At 61.8% G+C, this 22063-nt stretch carries 16 protein-coding genes; 15 read left to right on the top strand and 1 reads right to left on the bottom strand.

All coding sequences use genetic code 11. The features are described 5' to 3' along the window. The first annotated feature begins 7 nt into the window (after positions 1 to 7). The 15 genes from MHM84_RS02290 to MHM84_RS02215 all read left to right on the top strand — a co-directional run bounded on the left by MHM84_RS02290 (position 8) and on the right by MHM84_RS02215 (position 20785). Complete coding sequence (locus tag MHM84_RS02290) at positions 8 to 2179, top strand: PAS domain-containing methyl-accepting chemotaxis protein (RefSeq protein ID WP_239262010.1); 2172 nt, start codon at positions 8 to 10, stop codon at positions 2177 to 2179. A gap of 293 nt (positions 2180 to 2472) precedes the next feature. Continuing rightward, positions 2473 to 3966 (top strand): methyl-accepting chemotaxis protein, encoded by a 1494-nt coding sequence (locus MHM84_RS02285; protein WP_239262008.1) that lies wholly within the window; start codon positions 2473 to 2475, stop codon positions 3964 to 3966. Between the two features lie 338 nt (positions 3967 to 4304). Then, complete coding sequence (locus MHM84_RS02280) at positions 4305 to 6008, top strand: methyl-accepting chemotaxis protein (protein WP_239262005.1); 1704 nt, start codon at positions 4305 to 4307, stop codon at positions 6006 to 6008. Between the two features lie 67 nt (positions 6009 to 6075). Continuing rightward, complete coding sequence (locus MHM84_RS02275; RefSeq protein ID WP_239262003.1) at positions 6076 to 8244, top strand: methyl-accepting chemotaxis protein; 2169 nt, start codon at positions 6076 to 6078, stop codon at positions 8242 to 8244. A 23-nt stretch (positions 8245 to 8267) separates the two neighbouring features. Beyond that, the gene (locus MHM84_RS02270; RefSeq protein WP_239263795.1) at positions 8268 to 9170 is read left to right on the top strand and encodes a CheR family methyltransferase; all 903 of its coding nucleotides are present in this window, start codon (positions 8268 to 8270) and stop codon (positions 9168 to 9170) included. A gap of 63 nt (positions 9171 to 9233) precedes the next feature. Beyond that, entirely contained in the window at positions 9234 to 10295 is a 1062-nt protein-coding gene (locus MHM84_RS02265; RefSeq protein ID WP_275445645.1) for a chemotaxis response regulator protein-glutamate methylesterase, read from the top strand. Positions 10296 to 10332: 37 nt separating this feature from the next. After that, positions 10333 to 12042 (top strand): methyl-accepting chemotaxis protein, encoded by a 1710-nt coding sequence (locus tag MHM84_RS21415; RefSeq protein ID WP_275445644.1) that lies wholly within the window; start codon positions 10333 to 10335, stop codon positions 12040 to 12042. 164 nt (positions 12043 to 12206) lie between these two features. After that, complete coding sequence (cheY, locus tag MHM84_RS02250) at positions 12207 to 12596, top strand: chemotaxis response regulator CheY (protein ID WP_019018462.1); 390 nt, start codon at positions 12207 to 12209, stop codon at positions 12594 to 12596. Positions 12597 to 12615: 19 nt separating this feature from the next. Continuing rightward, positions 12616 to 13275: a protein phosphatase CheZ gene (gene cheZ, locus MHM84_RS02245; RefSeq protein ID WP_239262001.1), complete on the top strand. Its 660-nt coding sequence runs from the start codon at positions 12616 to 12618 to the stop codon at positions 13273 to 13275. A 192-nt stretch (positions 13276 to 13467) separates the two neighbouring features. Continuing rightward, the gene (gene flhB / locus MHM84_RS02240; RefSeq protein ID WP_239261999.1) at positions 13468 to 14634 is read left to right on the top strand and encodes a flagellar biosynthesis protein FlhB; all 1167 of its coding nucleotides are present in this window, start codon (positions 13468 to 13470) and stop codon (positions 14632 to 14634) included. After that, the gene (gene flhA / locus MHM84_RS02235) at positions 14631 to 16715 is read left to right on the top strand and encodes a flagellar biosynthesis protein FlhA (protein WP_239261997.1); all 2085 of its coding nucleotides are present in this window, start codon (positions 14631 to 14633) and stop codon (positions 16713 to 16715) included. Before flhB ends, flhA begins: the two co-directional genes overlap by 4 nt. Further along, complete coding sequence (gene flhF / locus MHM84_RS02230; RefSeq protein WP_239261995.1) at positions 16712 to 18988, top strand: flagellar biosynthesis protein FlhF; 2277 nt, start codon at positions 16712 to 16714, stop codon at positions 18986 to 18988. Before flhA ends, flhF begins: the two co-directional genes overlap by 4 nt. A 21-nt stretch (positions 18989 to 19009) precedes the next feature. Beyond that, positions 19010 to 19510 (top strand): hypothetical protein, encoded by a 501-nt coding sequence (locus MHM84_RS02225; protein WP_239261993.1) that lies wholly within the window; start codon positions 19010 to 19012, stop codon positions 19508 to 19510. After that, the gene (locus MHM84_RS02220) at positions 19507 to 19923 is read left to right on the top strand and encodes a flagellar protein FlhE (protein WP_239261991.1); all 417 of its coding nucleotides are present in this window, start codon (positions 19507 to 19509) and stop codon (positions 19921 to 19923) included. The genes MHM84_RS02225 and MHM84_RS02220 overlap by 4 nt, the downstream gene beginning before the upstream one ends. 160 nt (positions 19924 to 20083) lie before the next feature. After that, positions 20084 to 20785 (top strand): RNA polymerase sigma factor FliA, encoded by a 702-nt coding sequence (locus MHM84_RS02215; protein WP_239261988.1) that lies wholly within the window; start codon positions 20084 to 20086, stop codon positions 20783 to 20785. Positions 20786 to 20812: 27 nt separating this feature from the next. Here MHM84_RS02215 and MHM84_RS21555 read toward each other — a convergent pair whose 3' ends face one another. After that, positions 20813 to 22042: an HDOD domain-containing protein gene (locus MHM84_RS21555; protein ID WP_239261987.1), complete on the bottom strand. Its 1230-nt coding sequence runs from the start codon at positions 22040 to 22042 to the stop codon at positions 20813 to 20815. Positions 22043 to 22063: the final 21 nt, after the last annotated feature.

The following is a 22063-nucleotide window of genomic DNA, read 5'->3' as shown; positions in this document are numbered from 1 at the left end:
AAGTGCCATGCAGAACAATCAGCCGGTCACGCACCGAGAATACGTGATCGAAGACGACAGTTATCTAATCTCCCGTACCGACCTGAAAGGCCGAATCACTTACGTCAATCCGGCCTTTATCGAGGTCAGTGGCTTTTCTCATGAAGAGCTTGTCGGAGCGCCGCACAGTATCGTCCGGCACCCGGATATGCCGGAAGCGGCTTTTGCCGATCTTTGGCAAACCGTCGAGGCTGGCAAGTCCTGGGAAGGATTGGTCAAGAATCGCCGCAAGAACGGCGATCACTACTGGGTGCATGCCAGTGTCACCCCGATCCTCGAAGGCGGCGAAATCCAGGGCTATGCATCGGTGCGCGTCAAGGCGACGGCGGAAGCCTGCCAACAGGCCGAGCAAGCCTATGCGCTGATGCGTGAAGGTAAGGGTAAGCGGTTGACGCTGAAACGCGGCCAGCTGCTGCAGCGCGGTTTACTGGCCCGGGTGGGACGCGTCAACCTGCGTTCGATGCGGGCTCGCCTGGTCACGCTTATCGGCCTGGCCGCGGTACTGCTGGTAGCGAGCGGAGGGATGGGGTTATACGCCCTCGAGGAGGCCGGGCAACGTTTCACTCGCTTGAGCCAGGACGGCCTCGAAGACGTGGCGCGGTTGCAAAAGCTCGACCAGTGGGTAACGCAGAGTCATCAGACGCTATCCCGTCGCGAGCGGTTGGAACTGCTTGATACTGGCAGCGAACGTGCCGATGAATTGGAAGGCTTGAACGAGCGGATTTCTACGGTCTGGGGTGAGTTCGATCGCCCCGGAAACCAGTCGGAACTCATCACTGAATTCGGCGAGCAATTGGCGCATTATCTTGACGAGGGGCTCCAGGCTACGGTCGAAGTGTTGCGCAGCGAGGATGCCTTCAAGGCATTCATGACGCTGCAGGAGAGCATTGGCGAACTGCAGACGGAAGGCGATGCCATCTCGCAGGAAGTCAACAAGCTGATCGCGGAGAAGCAGGCCCAGGCACGTATGCTGGCCGAACAGGCCGCTGCCGAAGAGCAGCAGATGTGGTTTTTTCAGGTAGGCCTGTTGCTGGCAGGATTGACGCTGCTGATCCTCATGGGACTGGTCATCATCCGCGCCATTCTGCGTCCGGTCGATGAGTCGGTGGCCTTCACCCGGCAAATCGCGGCGGGTAACTTGGGCGCCAGCATGCCCAGCCAGCGTAACGATGAACTGGGACAACTCATGCGCAGCCTGGACACCATGCGCAAGAGTCTTGGCAGTATCGTGGTGGACGTCAATCATAGTGTGAGCGTGGTGCGTCCGGCGTCGCGCGATATCGCTGCAGGCAACGAGGATCTGTCGTCACGCACCGAGCAGCAGGCCGCCTCGTTGGAGGAAACCGCCTCGAGCATGGAAGAGATGACGGCGACCGTGAAGCAGAACGCGGCCAATGCACGCGAAGCCAGCGGCCTGGCCAGCACCGCGGCGGGGGCCGTGCGCGAAAGCGGGGAGGTCATGGGGCAGGTCGTCACGACCATGGATCGCATCACCGAAAGCTCGCGCAAGGTCTCCGAGATCATCGGGGTCATCGACTCGATTGCCTTCCAGACCAATATCCTGGCGCTCAACGCCTCGGTCGAAGCCGCCCGGGCCGGTGAGCAGGGACGCGGCTTTGCCGTCGTCGCCGGCGAGGTACGTAATCTGGCCGGCCGCTCTGCGGATGCCGCACGTGAGATTCGCGCCCTGATCGATGGTTCCGCCAAGGAAATCGACGGTGGGGCCGATCTGGTCAAGAAGGCGGAATCCTCTATCGAGCAGGTCGTAGCCTCGGTACTCAAGGTCAACGACATCATGGGCGAGATCGCTTCGGCTTCCGATGAACAGACGCGCGGCATCGAGCAGATCAATCAGGCCATTGCCCAGATGGACGAAGTGACGCAGCAGAACGCCGAGCGCGTTCAGACCTCGGCACGTGCCGCCAGCGATCTGACGCAGCAGGTTGCGTTGCTGTCGAATTCCGTTGCCGTGCTGCGTCTGCGCGGCCAGGGCAAGGAAACGGTCGATCGTGAAACCCGCTTCAAGGCTGCCGACGCGCGTCGACAGGCACCGACTGGTGCGCTGCCCTCCGGTTCCAAGGTAAAGAAAACGGCCAGTCTTGCCACGGTCGAAGCAAAGGAAGAGTGGGAAGAGTTTTAATCTGACCTTTTTATAGGCTTTAAGCATGCGCCAATCGGCGCATGCTTTTTGGTGCCAGCCGATAAGCATTCATTTTGGCGTTGTCCTAGGGTGCGCATCAGGACGCTACTCCTGTGTTGACCTAGGCCGACAATATAGTTGTCTGGCGTCATCGCTTGGCGTTTTCTGGTGTCTAGTAGGGTACTCCTATGCAATCTTGGACAATGAGTAAAAAGTTATGGGCAATTCTGGTTCTTATGTGGATCGGAATGATGCTGATTGTGGGATGGTCCGCTTTCGATAAGCGTGAAACGATGCTTGAGGAGCGTAAACGCAGTCTGCAGCTTTTCATCAACAGCGCTCACGCCATGGTCAGTGATTTCGTCGACCGTGCAGGTCGTGGTGAGCTTACGCAGGAAGAAGCCAAGAAGCGTGCCATCGAGGGGCTGGCAACGCTGAGTTTCGGGGATGGCGGGTACATTTTCGTCTTCGATAGTCAACAGGGTATCGTCTACCATCCGCGTCGCGAGCCGGGCAGTGACATGTCGTCCTTTCAGGACGATAACGGCAAGTACCTCTATCGTGAACTGACGCAGGTTGCGCAAACCGCGGGTGGAGGTTTCGTCGATTACATGTCGAGAAACACCGAGGGGAACGCTCAGGAGCCCAAACTGAGTTATGTGCGTCGCATTCCGGCATGGGACTGGCAATTGGCCACGGGGGTGTATCTGAACGATATCCAGGCGGCGTTCTGGCGCAGCCTGCTTGGCTTGGGCGTGATCCTGCTGGTGGTGGGAGCCACGTTGACTGCTGCCATGTTCTGGATCATCCGTGGTGTCCTGAAAAGCCTGGGCGGCGATCCGCGCCATGCCCGCGATGTCGTCCAGCGGATTGCAAGCGGGGACCTGACCCGCCCGTTGCAGTTGAAGACCGGTGACACGACCAGCCTGCTGGCCGCCATCGAAGGCATGCGTCAACGTTTGTCCGACTCCTTGAGGCAGGTACGCCAGGCGGCGGAGTACATCGATGTCGGCGCTAGCCGGATTGCGGCAGGCAATCAGGATCTGTCGGCGCGCACCGAGCAACAGGCCGCCTCCATTGAGGAGACGGCATCGAGCATGGAAGAGCTGACGCAGACCGTGCGCCAGAACGCCGACAATGCTCATCAAGCCAGTGCGATAGCCGACGAGACCAGTGGCACGGCGCGCCAGGGTGGCACGATGATGGGCGAGGTGGTGACCACCATGCGTGGCATTTCCGAAAGTACCCAGCGCGTCAATGAGGTGATAGGGGTCATCGACTCGATCGCCTTCCAGACCAATATTCTGGCGTTGAACGCTTCGGTCGAGGCGGCGCGTGCCGGCGAGCAGGGTCGCGGTTTTGCCGTTGTCGCCGGCGAGGTACGTACGTTGGCTAGTCGCAGTGCCGAAGCGGCCCGCGAGATTCGGTCAATGATTCAAGCCTCGAACGAACAGGTCGAGGCTGGGGCGGGCCTGGTGGACCAGACCGGCGAAACGATTAGCGACGTCGTCGCTTCTGTCGCGCGCATGTCCGAGCTCATGCGCGAGATCGCCTCGGCATCACAGGAGCAGAGTGCCGGCATCGAGCAGGTGGGCCTCGCCGTCGGCCAGATGGACCAGGTGACGCAGCAAAATGCCAGCTTGGTCCAGGAGGCTGGCGTGACGTCCAGCTCGCTGGAAGAGCAGGCGCGCCAACTCAGAGACACCGTGGCCTGGTTCAAGCTGGCCGGCCGTTCTCAGCCAGGCGTCGCTCCTGCGCCCAAGGCGTTGACTCACGAAAGCGCCTGACTGGCGCGCACCCAGCTTCGCCCTTGCCGGTTGACGCCGCCCCTGACCATGGTCTGGGCAGGGGCGGCGTTCCGCGCTATTTCCCCTGCTAAATCTTTCACTATCAAGTCTTTTCCGTATCTGCCGATAGTCCTTTCGACGGTTGGGACCATCGGGCAACGTCCTGTCGGTACGTATTCCTCTCGCGAGTCCACCGTAACGTCTGTTGGTTTCCGGTCGCTTCCATCTGGCCGGGGCAATTACAAGACCGTGCATGAACATGGCGGCAAGGGGCAGCGCACCTGGAGCGGGTGGCGGCTCGGGGAGTCGCCTTACATTCGATAAGACGCAGGGATCTTATGAAGCTGATCGATAACATGACCGTAAAGGCCAGTTGGTTGATGGTGCTGGCGGTGTTCACGGTGCTGGTATTCAGTGTGAGTGGGTTGGGTGGCTATGCCGTGATGTACAGCCAGGATGCCCTGGGCACGCTCAACAAGGTCAATGTCGAGCAACAGTCCACGCTGAATCGGGCCAACAGTCAGTTGCTCAATCTGAGACTGGTGATTCAGAGCGAATACGCCAAGTTGAATGGCGCCGGCTGGGGCAATCAGGAATCGCAGATGGAAGCGCTGCCTGACATGCTCGACGAGCTGCGCGCCACGTTTGCCCAGTTCAAGGCGATCCCGGCCCAGCCCAGTCACGAGGCGCTGATCGCTGAGGTGGAGCAGGATTTCACTGCCGTGGTCGATGGGGCGCTGGCGCCGCAAATCGCCGCATTGCAGGATCTGGATCTGTTCACCTTCAGCGAGAATGCGGCAACCGCCCAGGCCCTCAATGACGCTTTCTATGCCAGTGCCGTTGAGTTTTTCAATGCAGCGGCAAGTGACGGACGCCAGCTGTACGATACGTTCCAGGATACGGCGTTGGCATTGGAAATCGCCATCGGCGCCGCCGTGGTGATTTCCATTGTCATGATTCTGGTCGTGCTATGGGGCATCACCGTCAACGTCATTCGTCCGCTGGGGCGCGTCGTAGAGCATTTCGAGCGCATGGCCGAAGGCGACCTGTCGGCGAGCATCGAACAGCGCGGCAACAACGAGATCGGCAAGCTGTTCTCTGCGCTGGCGCGTATGCAGGAGGGCTTGTCGCGGACGGTGGGCAAGGTGCGTCGCAGCAGCCAGAGCATCCATTCCGGTTCGCGTAACATCGCCCAAGGCAACACCGATCTTTCGTCACGCACCGAGCAGCAGGCAGCGTCGCTGGAAGAAACCGCGTCCAGTATGGAGCAGCTGACTTCCACCGTCGGCCAGAATGCCGACAATGCCCGTCAGGCCAGCCAGTTGGCCCAGAGCGCATCCCAAACCGCCGTGCGCGGTGGCGAGGTGGTCGGTCAGGTCGTCGATACCATGCGCGACATCAGCGCCAGCTCGCATAAAGTCGTCGATATCATCGATGTCATCGATTCCATCGCTTTCCAGACCAACATCCTGGCGCTCAACGCCTCGGTCGAGGCGGCACGAGCCGGCGAACAGGGCCGGGGTTTTGCGGTCGTTGCCGGCGAAGTGCGTAACCTCGCCGGGCGTTCGGCCGACGCTGCCAAGGAGATTCGTGGTCTGATCGAAGCCTCTGTCGAGCGTGTCGATACCGGGTCCAAGCTGGTCGACCAGGCCGGCAGCACCATGGGCGATATCGTCGCCTCGGTACAGCGTGTCAACGACATCATGGACGAGATTGCGTCCGCTTCCCAAGAGCAGAGTAACGGCATCGGCCAGGTGAATCAGGCCATCACCCAGATGGATCAGGTCACCCAGCAGAACGCCAGCCTGGTTCAGGAGGCCGCGTCTGCCGCCACTGCGCTCGAGCGCGAGGCCGCGGCGCTGAGCGAAGCCGTGGCGTTGTTCCGTCTGGCCCAACAGGCCGAGGTGGATCATGAATCCCTGCCTGCCCCGGCAGCACGCAGTGCGACCCATAGCGTGACGGAGAGGAACGATGAAGCCTCCCGCAGGCTGTCCGGAGCGCGTGCACCTCAACCCGCCGAGCAGGAGTGGGAAGAGTTCTGACGCTTTCACCGTTACGCAAACAATAACAACAGCACGCCTGGTAACTACCAGCAGCAAGGATATCGATATGCGCAATCATCAGCAGGTCACCCAACGCGAGTACCGACTGGACGACGAGCACTACCTGATCTCGCGAACCGACCTCAAGGGGCGAATCACCTATGCCAACCCGGCCTTCGTCGAGGTAAGCGGTTATACCCTCGAAGAGCTGGTTGGCGCTCCGCACAGCATTGTGCGCCATCCCGACATGCCGGAGGCCGCTTTCGCCAACCTCTGGCAAACCATCGAGGCGGGGGAGTCCTGGGAAGGCCTGGTCAAGAACCGGCGCAAGAACGGCGATCACTACTGGGTGCGCGCCAGCGTGACGCCGATTCTCGAGAATGGTGAAACTCAGGGATATGCCTCCGTACGGGTCAAGGCGGCTGCGGAGGAGTGTGAACGCGCCGAACGGGTTTACGCCCAGATTCGCGACGGCAAGTTGCGTGGCGTACGTCTGGACAAGGGGCACATTCAGCGCGGCGGATTCCTGGGCTGGCTGGGGCGATTGCAGTTTCGCTCGCTTCAGGGGCGCATGGCCACCATGATCGCGCTGGCCCTGGTGCTGTTGGGCGTGAGCGGTGGTCTGGGCATGTATGGCCTGGATACTGCGGGAGAGCGCCTGGAATCGCTCAATCGCAACGGTTTGATGGATGTGGCGCGCCTGCAGCGTATCGACCAGTTGATGACGCAGGGGCGCGACGCCGTATCAGGTCCGGTCAGTAATCCCATGTCGGGCGACATGGACGCCATGCAAGCCGAGGTCGATGCGATCGTGGCCGATCTCGGCCGGTTGTGGGGCGAGTACATGGCGCGTGAAAGCAACCACACCGAGGCGGCCGAAACGTTCGACGCAGGCTTGGCCAGTTATCTCGACAATGGCCTTAAGGCCGTGGTGACGAGCCTGGTGGATGGCGACTTCTATCAAGGCTTCGTGGCTTTCAAGGACGTGCTGGGACCGGAAGGCGACCGCCTGGGCGAGGTGATCAACGACTTGGTGGCCAGCAAACAGGAGGCTGCCCAGCTGCTGGCGAGCGAAGCGATCCGCGACAAGCGGCAGATGCTCATGATCCAGTCGGGGCTCTTGCTGGCCGGCCTGGTGCTGCTCATCGTGATGGGCATTGTCAGCATCCGGGCCATTCGCCGGCCGGTAAAGGAGTCCATGCAGTTCACGCTGCAGATCGCCTCCGGTAACTTGGGGGCAACCATGCCCAACGCCCGTGGCGATGAGCTTGGGCGCCTGATGCGCGCCCTGGATGCGATGCGCAAGAGCCTGGGCAGCATCGTCGCGGATGTCAATCGCAGCGTCTCGGTGGTGCGCCCGGCATCGCGCGACATCGCCGAGGGCAACGAGGATCTTTCGTCGCGTACCGAGCAGCAGGCCGCCTCGCTGGAGGAAACCGCCTCGAGCATGGAACAGATGACGGCGACGGTGAAGCAGAATGCGGCCAATGCCCGCGAAGCCAGTGGCCTGTCGAGCGCAGCGGCCAATGCGGTACGCGAGAGCGGCGAGGTGATGGGGCAGGTCGTGACCACCATGGATCGCATCACCGATAGCTCGCGCAAGGTTTCCGAAATCGTCAGCGTCATCGATTCCATCGCCTTCCAGACCAACATTCTGGCGCTCAATGCGTCGGTCGAGGCAGCGCGTGCCGGCGAGCAGGGCCGCGGTTTTGCCGTAGTGGCCGGTGAAGTGCGCAACCTGGCCGGGCGGTCGGCGGATGCCGCGCAAGAGATCCGGGCGCTGATCGATGGCTCCGCCCAGGAGATCGGCGGCGGGGCCGAGCTGGTCAAGCAAGCCGAATCTTCGATCGAACAGGTCGTGGCCTCGGTGCTCAAGGTCAACGACATCATGGGTGACATCGCCTCGGCGTCCGACGAGCAGTCGCAGGGCATCGATCAGGTCAACCAGGCCATTGCCCAGATGGACGAAGTCACGCAACAGAATTCCGAACGGGTGCAGACCTCGGCGCGTGCCGCCCAGAGCCTCGATCGGCAGGTAGCACTACTGGCCCAGGCCATGGCGGTGTTGCGTCTGAGCGGCAGCGGCAAGGAAAGCGTCGACCGTGAGACGCGTTTCAAGGCGGCGGAGGCGCGGCGTGCGCTTCCGTCAAGACAGGAAGAGTCGGCAGCGACGCCCCCTGTGAAGACACAGGTCAAGCATCACGCGGCCAGTGAGGATGAATGGGAGGCCTTTTGAGCACACCGATCCATCGGTCCGTTATGGAGGGTGTCGCTACCCGGGAAATCGCCTCTGATGGCGGCTTCCCGGGAGGCGGCAACCTGGAACGCGACCTTGTAATGACCGATGCCGATTTCGAGCGCGTACGCAAGCTGATCTACGAGCGGGCCGGCATCGTGTTGGCGGAGCACAAGCGCGAGATGGTCTATAGCCGTTTGGCGCGCCGGCTGCGTCAGCATCGCATGACTCGCTTTGCGGATTACCTGGCACGACTCGAACGGCAGCCCGAGTCCAAGGAGTGGGAGGCGTTTACCAACGCCTTGACCACCAACCTGACGGCATTCTTTCGGGAAGCGCATCATTTTCCCTTGCTCGCCAATCATGTGGCGAAAAGTACCGGGCCGGTACGTGTCTGGAGCTCGGCTGCGTCCACCGGCGAAGAGCCATACTCCATCGCCATGCTGCTGCAGGAAACGCTGGGGTCCAGGGCACGCGATGCACGTGTAGTGGCGACCGATATCGATACCGATGCCTTGGCCAAGGCGCGTGCAGCCGTCTATCCCATGGATCAAATCGACAAACTGAGCGAAGAGCGCCGCAAGCGATTTTTTCTGCGCGGCAGCGGAGCGCGTGCAGGGTTGGCACGCATACGTCCCGAGTTGGCTGCCATGGTCGAGTTCCAATCGCTCAATCTGCTGGCGCCAAAATGGGATGTCAAAGGGCCCTTCGATGCGATTTTCTGTCGCAACGTGATGATCTATTTCGACAAGGCGACCCAGGCAAAAATACTCGAGCGATTCGTGCCTTTTCTCAAGCCGGACGGACTGCTTTTCGCCGGCCATTCCGAAAACTTTTCGTACATTAGCCAGGCGTTTCGTCTACGCGGCCAGACGGTTTACGAACTGGCCAATTCACCCTCAAGTCGACCGGGTCATGGCCGATAGTCTGAGCATCATATCCTTTTACGCTACCGACGGACGGCAGTGTGATGGAAAGGAGAGTCTCTCTTGAGTGCATCCAAGATAAAGGTGCTATGTGTCGACGATTCGGCGCTGATTCGCGACCTGATGACCGAAATCATCAACTCGCAGCCGGATATGGAAGTCGTGGCGACAGCCCCCGATCCGCTCGTAGCGCGCGATTTGATCAAGCGTACCCATCCCGATGTGCTCACGCTGGACGTGGAAATGCCGCGCATGGACGGGCTCGATTTCCTCGAGCGCCTGATGCGTCTGCGCCCGATGCCGGTATTGATGGTGTCGTCGCTGACCCAGGCCGGGTCGGAAATCACCCTGCGCGCCCTGGAATTGGGAGCAGTGGATTTCGTCGCCAAGCCGCAGTTGGGGATTCGCAGCGGCATGCTGGATTACAGCAACATGATCGCCGACAAGTTGCGGGCGGCGGCACGGTCGCGGCCGCGTAGCGCACGTCGCGAGGGAACGCCGCCGCCGCCGGCGATCAAGGCGCCGCTGATATCGAGTGAGAAGCTGATCATCATCGGCGCATCGACGGGGGGCACCGAAGCCATTCGCAACGTATTGGAGCCGCTGCCTGCCAATAGTCCGGCGATCCTGATCACGCAGCACATGCCGGGAGGTTTCACGCGCTCGTTCGCCGAACGCCTCAACCGCCTGTGCCGTATCACCGTCAAGGAAGCCGAGGATGGCGAGCGTGTGCTGCCGGGGCACGCCTACATTGCACCCGGCGATGCGCACCTCAAGCTGGCGAGAAGCGGCGCCAACTACATTGCCCAGCTCGACAACGGTCCGCCGGTGAATCGCCACCGCCCATCGGTCGACGTGCTGTTCAATTCCGCTGCCCAGCAAGCCGGCCGCAATGCCATCGGGGTCATCCTGACCGGCATGGGCAAGGACGGGGCGGCAGGCCTGCTGGCCATGCGTCAAGCGGGATCGCCGACCTTGGCGCAGAGCGAGGCTACCTGCGTGGTGTACGGCATGCCACGTGAAGCGGTGGCGCTGGGCGGCGCCGCCGAAATCGTCGATCTGGATCAGATGGCCGGTCAGATCATGCATCTGGTGGCTGCATCAGGCCGTGCCCAGCGCGTATAAAAAATCATTATTCTTATCAAGACAGGGAAATGGAACGATGAAGCGCCTGCTCGGAAACATTTCGATCAATACCTTGCTGACCTCGGTGTTGGTGTGTGTCGGCGTGTTCTTTATGGTGCTGGCCGGGCTGGCCTATACCAGCAACCAAACGGCCGAAAGGTCGATGGCTGCTCTCAATAAGCTCAATGCCGAGCAGCTCAGCGAGATTTCGCGCGCCGACGTGCTGAGGCTACGGGCCAACCTTAGCCTGGAAGCTGCATCGCGCGCCCTTGACCGTGGGCGTGACGAGCAGGTTCAGGCCGAGCTCGACGAGGCCGAGGATCTGCTCGCTCGGGCCCAGGAACGCTACGCAGCGTTTCAGCGCGTGCCCGAAAGCGTCGAGATTGCACAGCACATCACGCCACTGGAGACCCAGTTTCCACGAATTCTCGAGCTGCTTGACCAACAACACCAGGCGTTGGCCGAGGGTGACAACGCCGGTTACGAAGCGCTTCAAGCGCAGCTCGAGCCATTGCGCTCACCGCTCAACACCGCCATGACCGAGTTCGTGCGCTTCGCCGGTGAGCTGGGGCAGGCCCGCCTTGCCGAATTCCAGCAGCGCAACGACATGTTTCAAGCTATCGGCCTGATCATGATTCTCCTGGTGCTGGCGATGTTGATTGCGGTGCGCTTTGGCCTGGTGGCCATGGTCGTACGTCCGTTGCGCGCCGCAGGCGATCATCTCGAGCGCATCGCCCAGGCCGATCTTTCTCACAGGATCGTCGTGCCGTACCGCAATGAGATCGGTAATTTGTTTGCCGCCATGCGTGACATGCAGCAGGGCCTGGGCAAGACCGTCGCCACCGTTCGCCAGAGTAGCGGCTCGATTCACATCGGCACGCGCGAAATCGCCAGTGGCAATGCCGACCTGTCATCGCGCACCGAGCAGCAGGCGGCGTCCATCGAGGAGACGGCCGCCAGCATGGAGCAACTGACCGCCACCGTGAAGCAGAATGCCGACAACGCCCGCCAGGCGAGTACGTTGGCCAACGATGCGTCCTCGACGGCAGGCCACGGCGGTGAGGTCGTCGAGCGTGTCATTACCACCATGCATGGCATTTCCGACAGCTCGAAAAAGATTTCCGATATTACCGGCGTGATCGACTCCATCGCCTTCCAGACCAATATCCTGGCCTTGAACGCCTCCGTCGAGGCGGCCCGTGCCGGTGAGCAAGGGCGCGGTTTCGCCGTGGTCGCCGGCGAGGTTCGCAACCTGGCCAGTCGCTCCGCTGCAGCCGCCAAGGAAATCAAGACGCTGATCGACGGTTCCGTTGCACAGATCCAGCAGGGCTCGACGTTGGTCGAGGAGGCTGGCACGACGATGCGTGACGTGGTTGCGGCGGTGCGCCGGGTCACCGACATCATGGACGAAATTTCCGCAGCGTCGCAGGAGCAGAGCGACGGCATCGGGCAGGTCAATACGGCGATTACGCAGATGGACGAAGTGACGCAGCAGAATGCCGCCCTCGTTCAGCAGGCGGCGGCGGCAGCGGCTTCCCTGGAAGAGCAGGCCAGCCGTCTGGAGCGCGCCGTGGCCGTGTTCCGTTTGGCAGGCCATGGGCAGGCCGAAGACGAGGCGACCGCTTCATTGCCGAACGATAAGCGTCTACCGGCCACGCCGCCAGCCAGAAGACCGGCCGCGCCAGGCAACGCCACGGGCAAGCCTCAGCCGGTCGTCGAAAGCGCGGACGACTGGGAAGAGTTCTGATCCGGATATGACAAAAATCGCCCTGCGGCGTCAGCCGAAACGCAGGGCAATGCAACGGTGAAATGCGTTGGGAATGCCAGTTAACTCGTAACTTTGTCCCCCGCATTTTGCTGACACAATCACGATAGCCGTATGGCGTGCCACTTAGACGACGAGGATGAAAGATGGCCGATAAGAACATGAGCATTCTGGTGGTAGATGACTTTCCTACCATGCGCCGCATTGTGCGCAGTCTGCTCAAGGAATTGGGCTACACCAATGTGGAAGAGGCGGAAGACGGTCAGGATGCCTTGGGTAAGCTGCGCTCCGGCGGCTTCGAGTTCGTCGTTTCCGACTGGAACATGCCCAACCTCGACGGTCTGGAAATGCTCAAGCAGATCCGTGCCGACGACGCACTCAAGTCGCTGCCGGTGTTGATGGTCACGGCGGAAGCCAAGAAGGAAAACATCATCGCTGCGGCGCAGGCCGGCGCCAACGGTTATGTGGTCAAGCCGTTCACCGCCGCGACGTTGGAAGAAAAACTCAACAAGATATTCGAAAAACTGGGCAAATGATCCGTGAGGAGGGCCAGCCATGAGCGGTGAAGCGCAGCAAGCCGTCAATCACGGCGATGATCTGATCGTGAAAATCGGGCAATTGACGCGCATGCTGCGAGACAGCATGCGCGAGCTGGGGCTCGACAAGGAAATCGAGAAAGCGGCCGAGGCCATTCCCGATGCGCGCGACCGTCTGAGTTACGTGGCATCGATGACCGAGCAGGCCGCCGAGCGGGCGCTCAATGCCATCGATCGGGCACAGCCGATACAGGAAGGGCTGGAAGCGCGGGCCAACGAACTCGACAAACGCTGGGCGGAGTGGTTCGCCGAGCCCAAGGAGCTCGACGACGCCAAGGTATTGGTGACCGATACGCGCAACTATCTTTCCGACGTGCCGGCGAAGACCCAGGCGACCAACGCCGAACTTCTCGAGATCATGATGGCCCAGGATTTTCAGGACCTGACGGGCCAGGTGATCAAGAAGATGATGGACGTCATCAAGCAGATCGAGAACCAGCTGGTTCAGGTGCTGCTGGATAGCGTGCCGGACAGCGACGACCGCAAGGAGTTGCGCCGTGCGATGGATGCCGAGCGTGAATCCTCGCTGCTTAATGGGCCGCAGATCAAGGCCGATGCGCCTGACGTGGTCAGCAGCCAGGACCAGGTGGACGACCTGCTCGATTCGCTCGGGTTCTGAGTTTTGCCGTGATCGGTCTATGGCGTATCGCTGACGTCTCGATGCGCTGTGCCCTCGCTTCACTTGCCCGCTTGCGCGCGACAATCGTGAATTAACGCACGATTCGTCGCGCTTTTTGTGTGATCGTCTCTCGCCTGCGCCGCGCAGAATAGCCAGCGTCCACTCCGTTTACGCTATTCGCACGCAGGAACCATGGCCGACGAGACCAGCCAGGATGACAAGACCGAAGAGCCGACAGCGCGACGCATCGAAAAGGCGCGCGAGGAAGGCCAGGTTGCCCGTTCCCGTGAGCTAGCCACCTTTATGATGCTGATGGCGGGGGTCGCCAGCCTGTGGGCCATGGGGTCGCTGCTCTATGATCAGTTGGGTCTGATGATGGAGCAGACCTTCCTGTTCGAACGCGGCGTTGCCTTCGATACCGCCTTGATGCTGGCGAACTTCTGGACGCTTGGCACACATACCCTGGTGGCGCTGCTGCCACTGTTCCTGCTGTTGACCGTCGTGGCGCTGATCGCTCCGGCGCTGCTCGGCGGTTGGCTGATTTCCGGCAAATCCCTGAAACCCCAGTTTTCCAAGCTCAATCCGCTGAAAGGGTTGCAGCGGATGTTTTCCACTCAGGCGCTGGCCGAACTGGCCAAGGCCATTGCCAAGTCGGTGCTGACCGGCAGTGTGGCGATCGGTTTCCTGTGGTCCAGGCGTGGTGAATTGATGGCGCTGATGGATCAGCCTCTGGAGATAGCGCTGTTCCATGCCTTGAAGCTGGCGGCGCTATGCTGCGGCCTCATCGTCCTTTCGCTGATCGTGGTCATCCTGATCGATGTGCCTTATCAGCTGTGGAGCCACAACAAGAAGCTGCGCATGACCAAAGACGAGATCAAGAAGGAACACAAGGAGTCCGACGGCGATCCGCACGTCAAGGCAAAGATACGCCAGCAACAGCAGGCCATGGCTCGCGGACGCATGATGAGCAAGGTGCCCGAGGCGGACGTCATCGTCACCAACCCGACCCATTATGCCGTCGCGCTGAGCTACCGTGACGGCGAGATGGGCGCGCCGCGGGTCGTCGCCAAGGGCGTGGATGCCGTGGCGGTGCGTATCCGCGAACTCGGCGACGAGCACAAAGTGCCACGGCTCGAGGCGCCGCCGCTGGCGCGTGCCCTGTATCGCCATGTCGATCTCGACCGGGAAATTCCCGCTGACCTGTACACCGCCGTGGCCGAAGTATTGGCCTGGGCGTTCCGCCTCAAGCAGGTTCGCCGTGAAGGCGGCGACATGCCCGACACGCCGCGCGATCTGCCGGTACCCGCTGAACTCGACGACGCCACGCGGCGCGAACCCCCTTCCGAGGATGCTCAATGAACCTGTTGGATTCCCTGGGTCGTCAGAACTTGCTGGGCAATGCCCATATGAAGCTGCTGGCCGGCCCGGTATTGATCATCATGATCCTGTCGATGATGATCCTGCCGCTGCCGCCGTTCGCACTGGACCTGTTTTTCACCTTCAACATCGCGCTGTCGATCATGGTGCTGCTGGTCAGCATGTTCACGCAGAAGCCGCTGGATTTCGCGGCGTTTCCCGCCGTCCTGCTGTTCACCACCCTGCTACGCCTGTCGCTCAACGTGGCCTCGACCCGTGTGGTACTGATGGAAGGCGACGAGGGCGGCGACGCGGCGGGCAAGGTCATCGAGGCGTTCGGCGAGTTCCTCATCGGCGGTAACTTCGCCGTTGGTCTGGTGGTGTTCTTGATCCTGGTCATCATCAACTTCATGGTCATCACCAAGGGGGCCGGGCGTATTGCCGAGGTCGGCGCACGCTTCATGCTCGACTCCATGCCAGGCAAGCAGATGGCCATCGATGCCGATCTCAACGCCGGCCTGATCGGCGAAGAAGAGGCCAAGCGTCGGCGTGGTGAAATCTCTCAGGAATCCGATTTCTACGGTTCCATGGACGGTGCCAGCAAGTTCGTACGCGGCGATGCGGTCGCCGGCCTGATCATCATGGTAGTCAACCTCATCGGTGGCCTGCTGATCGGCGTGATGCAGCACGACATGGCCTTCAGCGATGCCGCCCGCACCTATACGCTGCTGACCATCGGCGACGGCTTGGTGGCGCAGATTCCCGCGCTGGTGATCTCCACCGCGGCCGGTGTCACCGTTTCCCGCGTCAACACCGAGCAGGACGTTGGCCAGCAGATGCTGGGCCAGCTGTTCAACAAGCCGCAGGTGCTGATCTTGGCCGCCTGTGTCATGGGCCTGCTGGGTCTGGTACCGGGTATGCCCAATTTCGTATTTTTGCTGTTCACCGTGCTGCTGGGTGGTCTGGCCTGGTGGATGATGCGTCGCAACGATGAAAAGCTGGCCGAAGAGACCATCAATACCACGGCCGCACCGGCGCAGCAGGAAGTTCCCGAGGCGAGCTGGGACGATGTGCAACTGGTCGACACCCTGGGTCTCGAGGTCGGTCATCGCCTGATTCCCATGGTCGACCATCGCCAAGGCGGCGAGCTGCTCGGTCGCATCAAGAGCGTACGCAAGAAGTTCGCCCAGGAGGTCGGTTTCCTGCCGCCCGTGGTGCACATTCGCGACAATCTCGAGCTGGGGCCCAACACCTACGTCATCTCGCTCAAGGGGGCCGAAATCGGGCGCGCCGAGGCCTATCCCGGCAAGTGGCTGGCCATCGATCCGGGCCAGGTCTCCGGACATCTGGAAGGTACGCCGACCCAGGATCCCGCCTTCGGCCTGCCGGCGGTGTGGATCGACAGCAGCCAGCGCGAACATGCCCAAGTCTATGGCTACACGGTGGTGGATGCCGGCACGGTGGTCGCGACGCACCTCAACCACTTGCTGCATCGCCACGGTGGCGAAATGCTGGGTCGCCAGGAAGTTCAGCAGTTGCTCGACAAGCTGGGCGAAGAGAGCAAGACCCTGGTCGACGATGTGGTGCCCAAGCTGGTCTCGCTGACCACGCTGCAGCGCCTGCTGCAGAATCTGCTCGAAGAGGATGTCTCGATTCGCGACCTGCGCACCATTCTGGATACGCTGGCCGAGCATGGCTCGCCGCAGAGCGATGCGCATGAGTTGACCGCCGTGGTGCGCATCGCCTTGGGCCGCGCCATTACCCAACAGTGGTTCCCGGGCCAGGACGAGCTGCACGTGATTGGCCTGGACGCCAACCTCGAACAGGTGCTGAGCCAGGCCCTTCACAGCGGAGGGGGGCTCGAACCTGGCCTGGCAGAAACGCTGATGACGCAATCGGAAGCCGGCGTGGCACGCCAGGAAGCCAGCGGCGAACCATGCGTGCTGGTGGTGCAGCACGAGCTGCGTCCGCTGCTGGCGCGCTTCCTGCGGCGTCGCCTGCGCCAACTTGCCGTGCTGTCCCAGGCGGAAATCCCCGATGACCGTACCCTGCGGGTCACTACTCTGATCGGAGGCCGTAAATGAGCGTCAAGCGCTTTGTAGGCGTCAACAGTCGTGAAGCCATGCGTCAGGTGCGAGCCGCGCTGGGCGACGATGCGCTGATCCTGTCCAATCGGCAGGTGCCCGAAGGGGTCGAGATATTGGCCCTGGCCGACGAAGCGCATGGGCGCATGACGGCTCCGCTAGCCGAGGCGCCCAGCGTCAGGCCGTCTCCTGTATCGGCTACGGATACTCAGGGCAGCGGCTTGACGCCCGGTTTTCCCAAGGTCGCCGACCTCGTAAGCGATAGCCCGCTCGGGACGCAGGCACCGATCGATTTCGCGGCATTCAGTGAACGGGTGCTCGGCGAGATGCAGGATCTGCGCACCCTGATGGCCTCGCAGGTCCACAGGCCGAGAGGCACGGAAGGCAACAGCCTTGCCGACCGCCTGCGGCAACGGCTTTACGCGGCTGGCTTCGGGGTGCGTCTGGCGCAGGAGCTGCTCGAGTCGCCGCCCACGGAGTTGCTGACCGCCGACGAAGGACAGGCCCAGGCCTGGCTGGCCCGTCAACTGGCGTCGCGCTTGGCCGTCCTTGACGACGAGGCTGCACTGCTCGATGCCGGTGGCGTATTTGCTCTGGTCGGGCCGACCGGGATCGGCAAGACCACGACGACGGCCAAGCTGGCAGCTCGCTACGTGATGCGCCATGGCGGCGGTGGGGTCGCCCTGGTGACAACCGATAGCTATCGAATCGGTGCCCATGAGCAACTGCGCATCTATGCCCGCCTGCTGGGCGTGGAGGTGCATGCCCTGGAAGCCGATGCGCCGCTCGGCAACCTGTTGGAAAAACTGGCCGGAAAGCGCCTGGTGATCATCGATACCGTGGGCATGAGCCAGCGCGATCAGCGCCTGGTCGGCCAGATTGCCATGCTCGGCGATACTGGGGGCGGTGCGCAGCAACGGCCGATTCGCCGTCTGCTGCTGCTCAATGCAGCCAGCCATGGCGACACGCTGGAAGAAGTCGTCGACACCTATCAGCGTGCCTCACTGGCGGCCGGGGCGCCGCTTTACGGCGCGATCCTGACCAAGGTCGACGAGGCGCCACGCTTGGGCGCGGTGCTCGACATCGCCATCCGTCACGGGCTGTGCCTGCATTATGTGTCGCATGGCCAACAGGTCCCCGAAGACCTGCGCCTGGCCGAGCGTGATGCACTCGTTCAGCAGGCGCTCAGTGTCGCAGGACAATCCTCGTTCGCGATCGACGTGCCCACAGTGCCGTCTTCGGGGCAGCGTATTCAGGCGCTGTCGCGGGGCCTGATGGGCCAAGGTCGCGCCCTGGCCGCCACTCTGGCGATTCTGCGTCGCGAGATTGCCGGTTTCGCGCTGCTCGAAGAAACCTGGCCATTGCTGGGCTATCCATTGGAGCAGCAGCGCGCCCGGGTTCCCGGCCTGATCGACACCGAGCGACGCTTGCTACATGGCCAGCAGGAAACTCTGCATGCCTTGCTCTGGGGGCGCGCCAAGACGGTGAGCGGCACGGATTGGGCCATGCCGGCAGTCAGCTTGAATGCGGCCGGCCATGCCCAGGCAATGCCGTGGTTGGCGCATCTCTTTCCTGCGGGCGAGGCCGAACGCCTGATGTGGGCCGAAGCCGAGCTGGGGCCGGCCTGGCATCTGCTACCCAGCTACCCCGGTGTACTGGCGCGCGATACGTTGGCCAATCTCGGCATGGCGTGGCTGGCGATGGGGCAGGCCAATTCCCGGGTCATGGCGGGCGGGGAGCGGCACACGCTGGCAGCGTTGAGTCGCCATGCCGAGCTGCAGACCCAACTGACGTGCCGGTATCGTGGCCGTGATTCCAGCCTCGCACTGTCTCGCCTTGCAGTCGACGTCAGCGATGGCGAGCGCCTGCATGCTTGGTTCGGCACGCTTTCAGCGACCGAAACCGGCCGCCAAGTGGGGCAGCGCTATTGGCTAGCGCCGCGGAGCGACATGCGCGAGCAGGGCATCGTGGAGGCAATGACGTCGCAACTGATCCATGACGATCTGCCGTTATTGACCCGCCGGGCCTGGCGCTTGGTGGGAGAGGCCAGCCGTGTTCCGCTCGATCCCGAACTGCAGCTGCTGGTGGCGACAAGCTTGGCGGCGGTCGCGTCCCGCCTCGATCAGGACGGGGCCGATTGGGCAATGGATGTACGTGCGCATGTCATGGCTGCGATCGGGGGGCGGCGGACGCGTTCATCCACCGCGCTGCTGGAAGGGCTGGTTCACGTGTTGACGGCGCGTGATGCCTTTCGCCTGGCCGGCGTTCAGTGATCGTCTAGGGAGTGAACACAGGTGAGTCAGTCGGATCAGGCGGCGGGACTGCGACGTTGGGCCGAGTCCATGACGCCGCCCCAGCCCAGTCCTTCCCAGGAAGCCACGCCCTCCCGCGTCTTGTTGACGCTGGGATTGCCGGAGGGGGCGGACAGCGATGTCGAGCCCGTCATGGATGCGCTGTGTCGCTGGCATGAGCGGGGCCAATCATGGGTCGGCGATCCTGCGGCCTGGCGTGTGGTGGCGCTGGATGCGCAAAGTCCCCATGTCGCTGCCTTGGCCAGTCAGCAGAAACGCTGGGCGCTTTGGGTGGACGATGATGCAGACGGCTTTCGGCGTGCCTATCGGACATTGAAGCAACTGGCTCGGCATCCAGGGACGCCGCGACGCTTGCTGATGGTACATCCTCCGTTGCTGTCCGGCGCCGGCCTGCTGGGTAACCTGCGTGATGCGGCAGCCCATTTCTTTGGAATCCAGCTCGTCATGATCGGCTTTACCAAGCCCAGGGGAAAGCGCACGTGAGATTAACCAGAGGTGTTGCCTGTCTGGCATTGGCCGCTTGCAGCCTGCTCCCCGTCTCGAGTGTTGCCGCGCCGGGGAGCTGGGTGAGTGCCGGGGAGAGCGTGCGATTGTTTACCACCGGCCGGGTGGTCGAATCGCAGCCCTTGTTACCGCAAGGCGACATGGTCAAGGGCACTCACATACGACAGGTTCGCTGGCAATATCGCGTTCCCGCCGGCCAGCCCTACCTGGAAGCCTGGCTCTGCGCTTCGCAGGAGTGCGTTCGCCTGGGAGGCCCACGCGGCTCCAGCCGGGCCCTGGCCGGCCTGGCGGCGGATCAACCGTTGCACTTCCGCTTTCGGCTACCCAAGGGGCGCCAGCCGGCCAAGCCGTTTCGCGTCGAAGGCCTCCAGGTCATCGTCGATTACCAATAATTGGCGCCATTTGCACTACGCGTCGTTAAAGCGCGAATAAACCATGGCAATAGGGGGTTTTCGTTGCTTGGTAGCTATCGGCACAACGTAATAATGCAAGTATCGGCAGCCAATCGCATCGGTTGACATGCTGTCGCTTACTCTTTTCGAGGCGAGTGGAATGTACACGGCACAGGGCAAGATCGACCAACGCGCACTACTCGATCAATACCTTCCCATCGTGCGGCGACAGGCGCTGGCGCTTCAGGTGAAGTTGCCGGCCAGCGTCGAGCTCGATGACTTGATTCAGGCAGGCATGCTCGGCCTGTTGGACTCCTTGGGGCGTTATGATTCCGCCCAGGGGGCCAGCTTCACCACCTATGCCAGTCAGCGCATTCGTGGCGCGATGATCGATGAACTGCGTAGCCGCGATTGGGTGCCGCGCAGTGTCAGGCGCAATGCCCGCGAAATCGAAGAGGCGATTCGCAGCCTGGAGCAGCAATTGGGGCGTGCTGCCGAAGAGCGCGAAATCGCTGACGAACTCTCGCTGAGTCTGGAAGAGTACCGCCAACGCCTGGCGGATACCAACGGGGGACAATTGCTCGGCTACGAGGATATCGTGGCCGAAGGCGGCGAGCCCGAGGCGGACGAGCGCTCGCCGAAGTCGCCTTTCGACGCCATCGCCAGCGGCGAACAACGCCAGCGCCTGGTAGCGGCCATCGAGCGATTGCCCGAGCGCGAAAAGCTATTGCTGGGCCTGTATTATCAGGAGGAACTGAACCTCAAGGAGATCGGCGCCGTGTTGGGGGTCAGCGAGTCGCGCGTCTGTCAACTGCATAGCCAGGCCGTGGCACGCTTGCGTGCAAAACTGGCCGACGCCTGATCGGCCGGGCTCTTCTTCCTCATGACGTCAGGATGTCTTGAGCGATTGCAACAGGGCATCCGCCTCTTCGTTGGCTTGCAGATAGCAACGGCGCAACTGGGCGCGTTGCGTGGAGTCGTTGCCATCCATATCCACGGCCATCTTCTCGTAGTCCTCCGCCAAAACCAGCAGAGCGCCGAGGCTGCCTGAGCGTGTTCGCAGGGCGGCAAGTACGTCTTCCGGCAAGGGGACCTCGCGCAACAAGGTCTCCATGGACAGGTCGAGCATCACGTCCATCAACGAGAACAGGCCAGCCGTGAAGGCGCTTTCCCGGTCGATGCCGGGAAAGGGATCGGCCAACAGGCGACACATCAGGGCGCGGATCAATGCCAGTTTCATGGTCAGGCGACAGACCGGGCCGTTTTGCGACAGCATCACGGTGGCGACCAGGGTGCGCAGCTCGATCAGGCCCAGCAGTTGCAGGCTGCGCTTGAGCTGGTTGATCTGCTTGCCCTGGCCGAAGTATCCCGAATTGGCACGTTTTAGTACCGTGACGTAGAGATACGGGTCCTGGGCAATGAGCTTGGCGACGTCGTCGAGGTTCACGGTGTCGCGGTAAAGCTCGGTAATCAGCTTCAACTGACTGCTCTGATTGCTACGACGTGTGTTCAGGCTGGCAGTGTGGGTCTTCGGCTGAGCGAAGAAAAAGCCTTGGAACAGCTGAAAACCCAGCGACTTGTAGCGCTCGAAGACATCCAGATCGTCAACTTTCTCGGCAAGAAACGTACGCTCGCCATTGGTCAGCGACTGGACGGCTTGTCGGTCATAGGGCCGGGTCGTATCGACTTTGATGATGTCGGCAAGCTCACCGAGCGTGCTGGTGCGGCTGTCGTCGCTCTGCAGGGTCCACGAGACGCGATAGCCGTAGCTCTTGATGACCTGAATGGCACGAACGGTTTCGCTATCCGCCTGAACCGAATCGGTTATCTCGATAACGATCTGCTCTGCCGGGGTGGGCAGCAGTTCGGGACGAGCCAGCCATTCACTGGAAACATTGAGAAACAGCCAGCGATTGCTGACCAGCTTCTCCAAGCCGATATCGTAGATGGCGGCACTACACGCCCGCGCGGTGGCTAACAGGGGGTCGGTGATGACCGCCGTGCTGGCCTGCGGCGATGAACGATAGAGCAGCTCATCGCCGACATGTTGAAACTGGGCATCGCATACGGGCTGCAGAGCAATGCAATATTGATCGTCGTCAACGACGGAAGTGCTCACACCGGATTTCTCGATAAAAAG

Source organism: Halomonas sp. McH1-25 (assembly GCF_022348165.1).
Lineage (GTDB): Bacteria > Pseudomonadota > Gammaproteobacteria > Pseudomonadales > Halomonadaceae > Modicisalibacter.
Note: the sequence above shows the minus strand (reverse complement) of the source record. Positions and strands in the feature narration are given on the sequence as shown.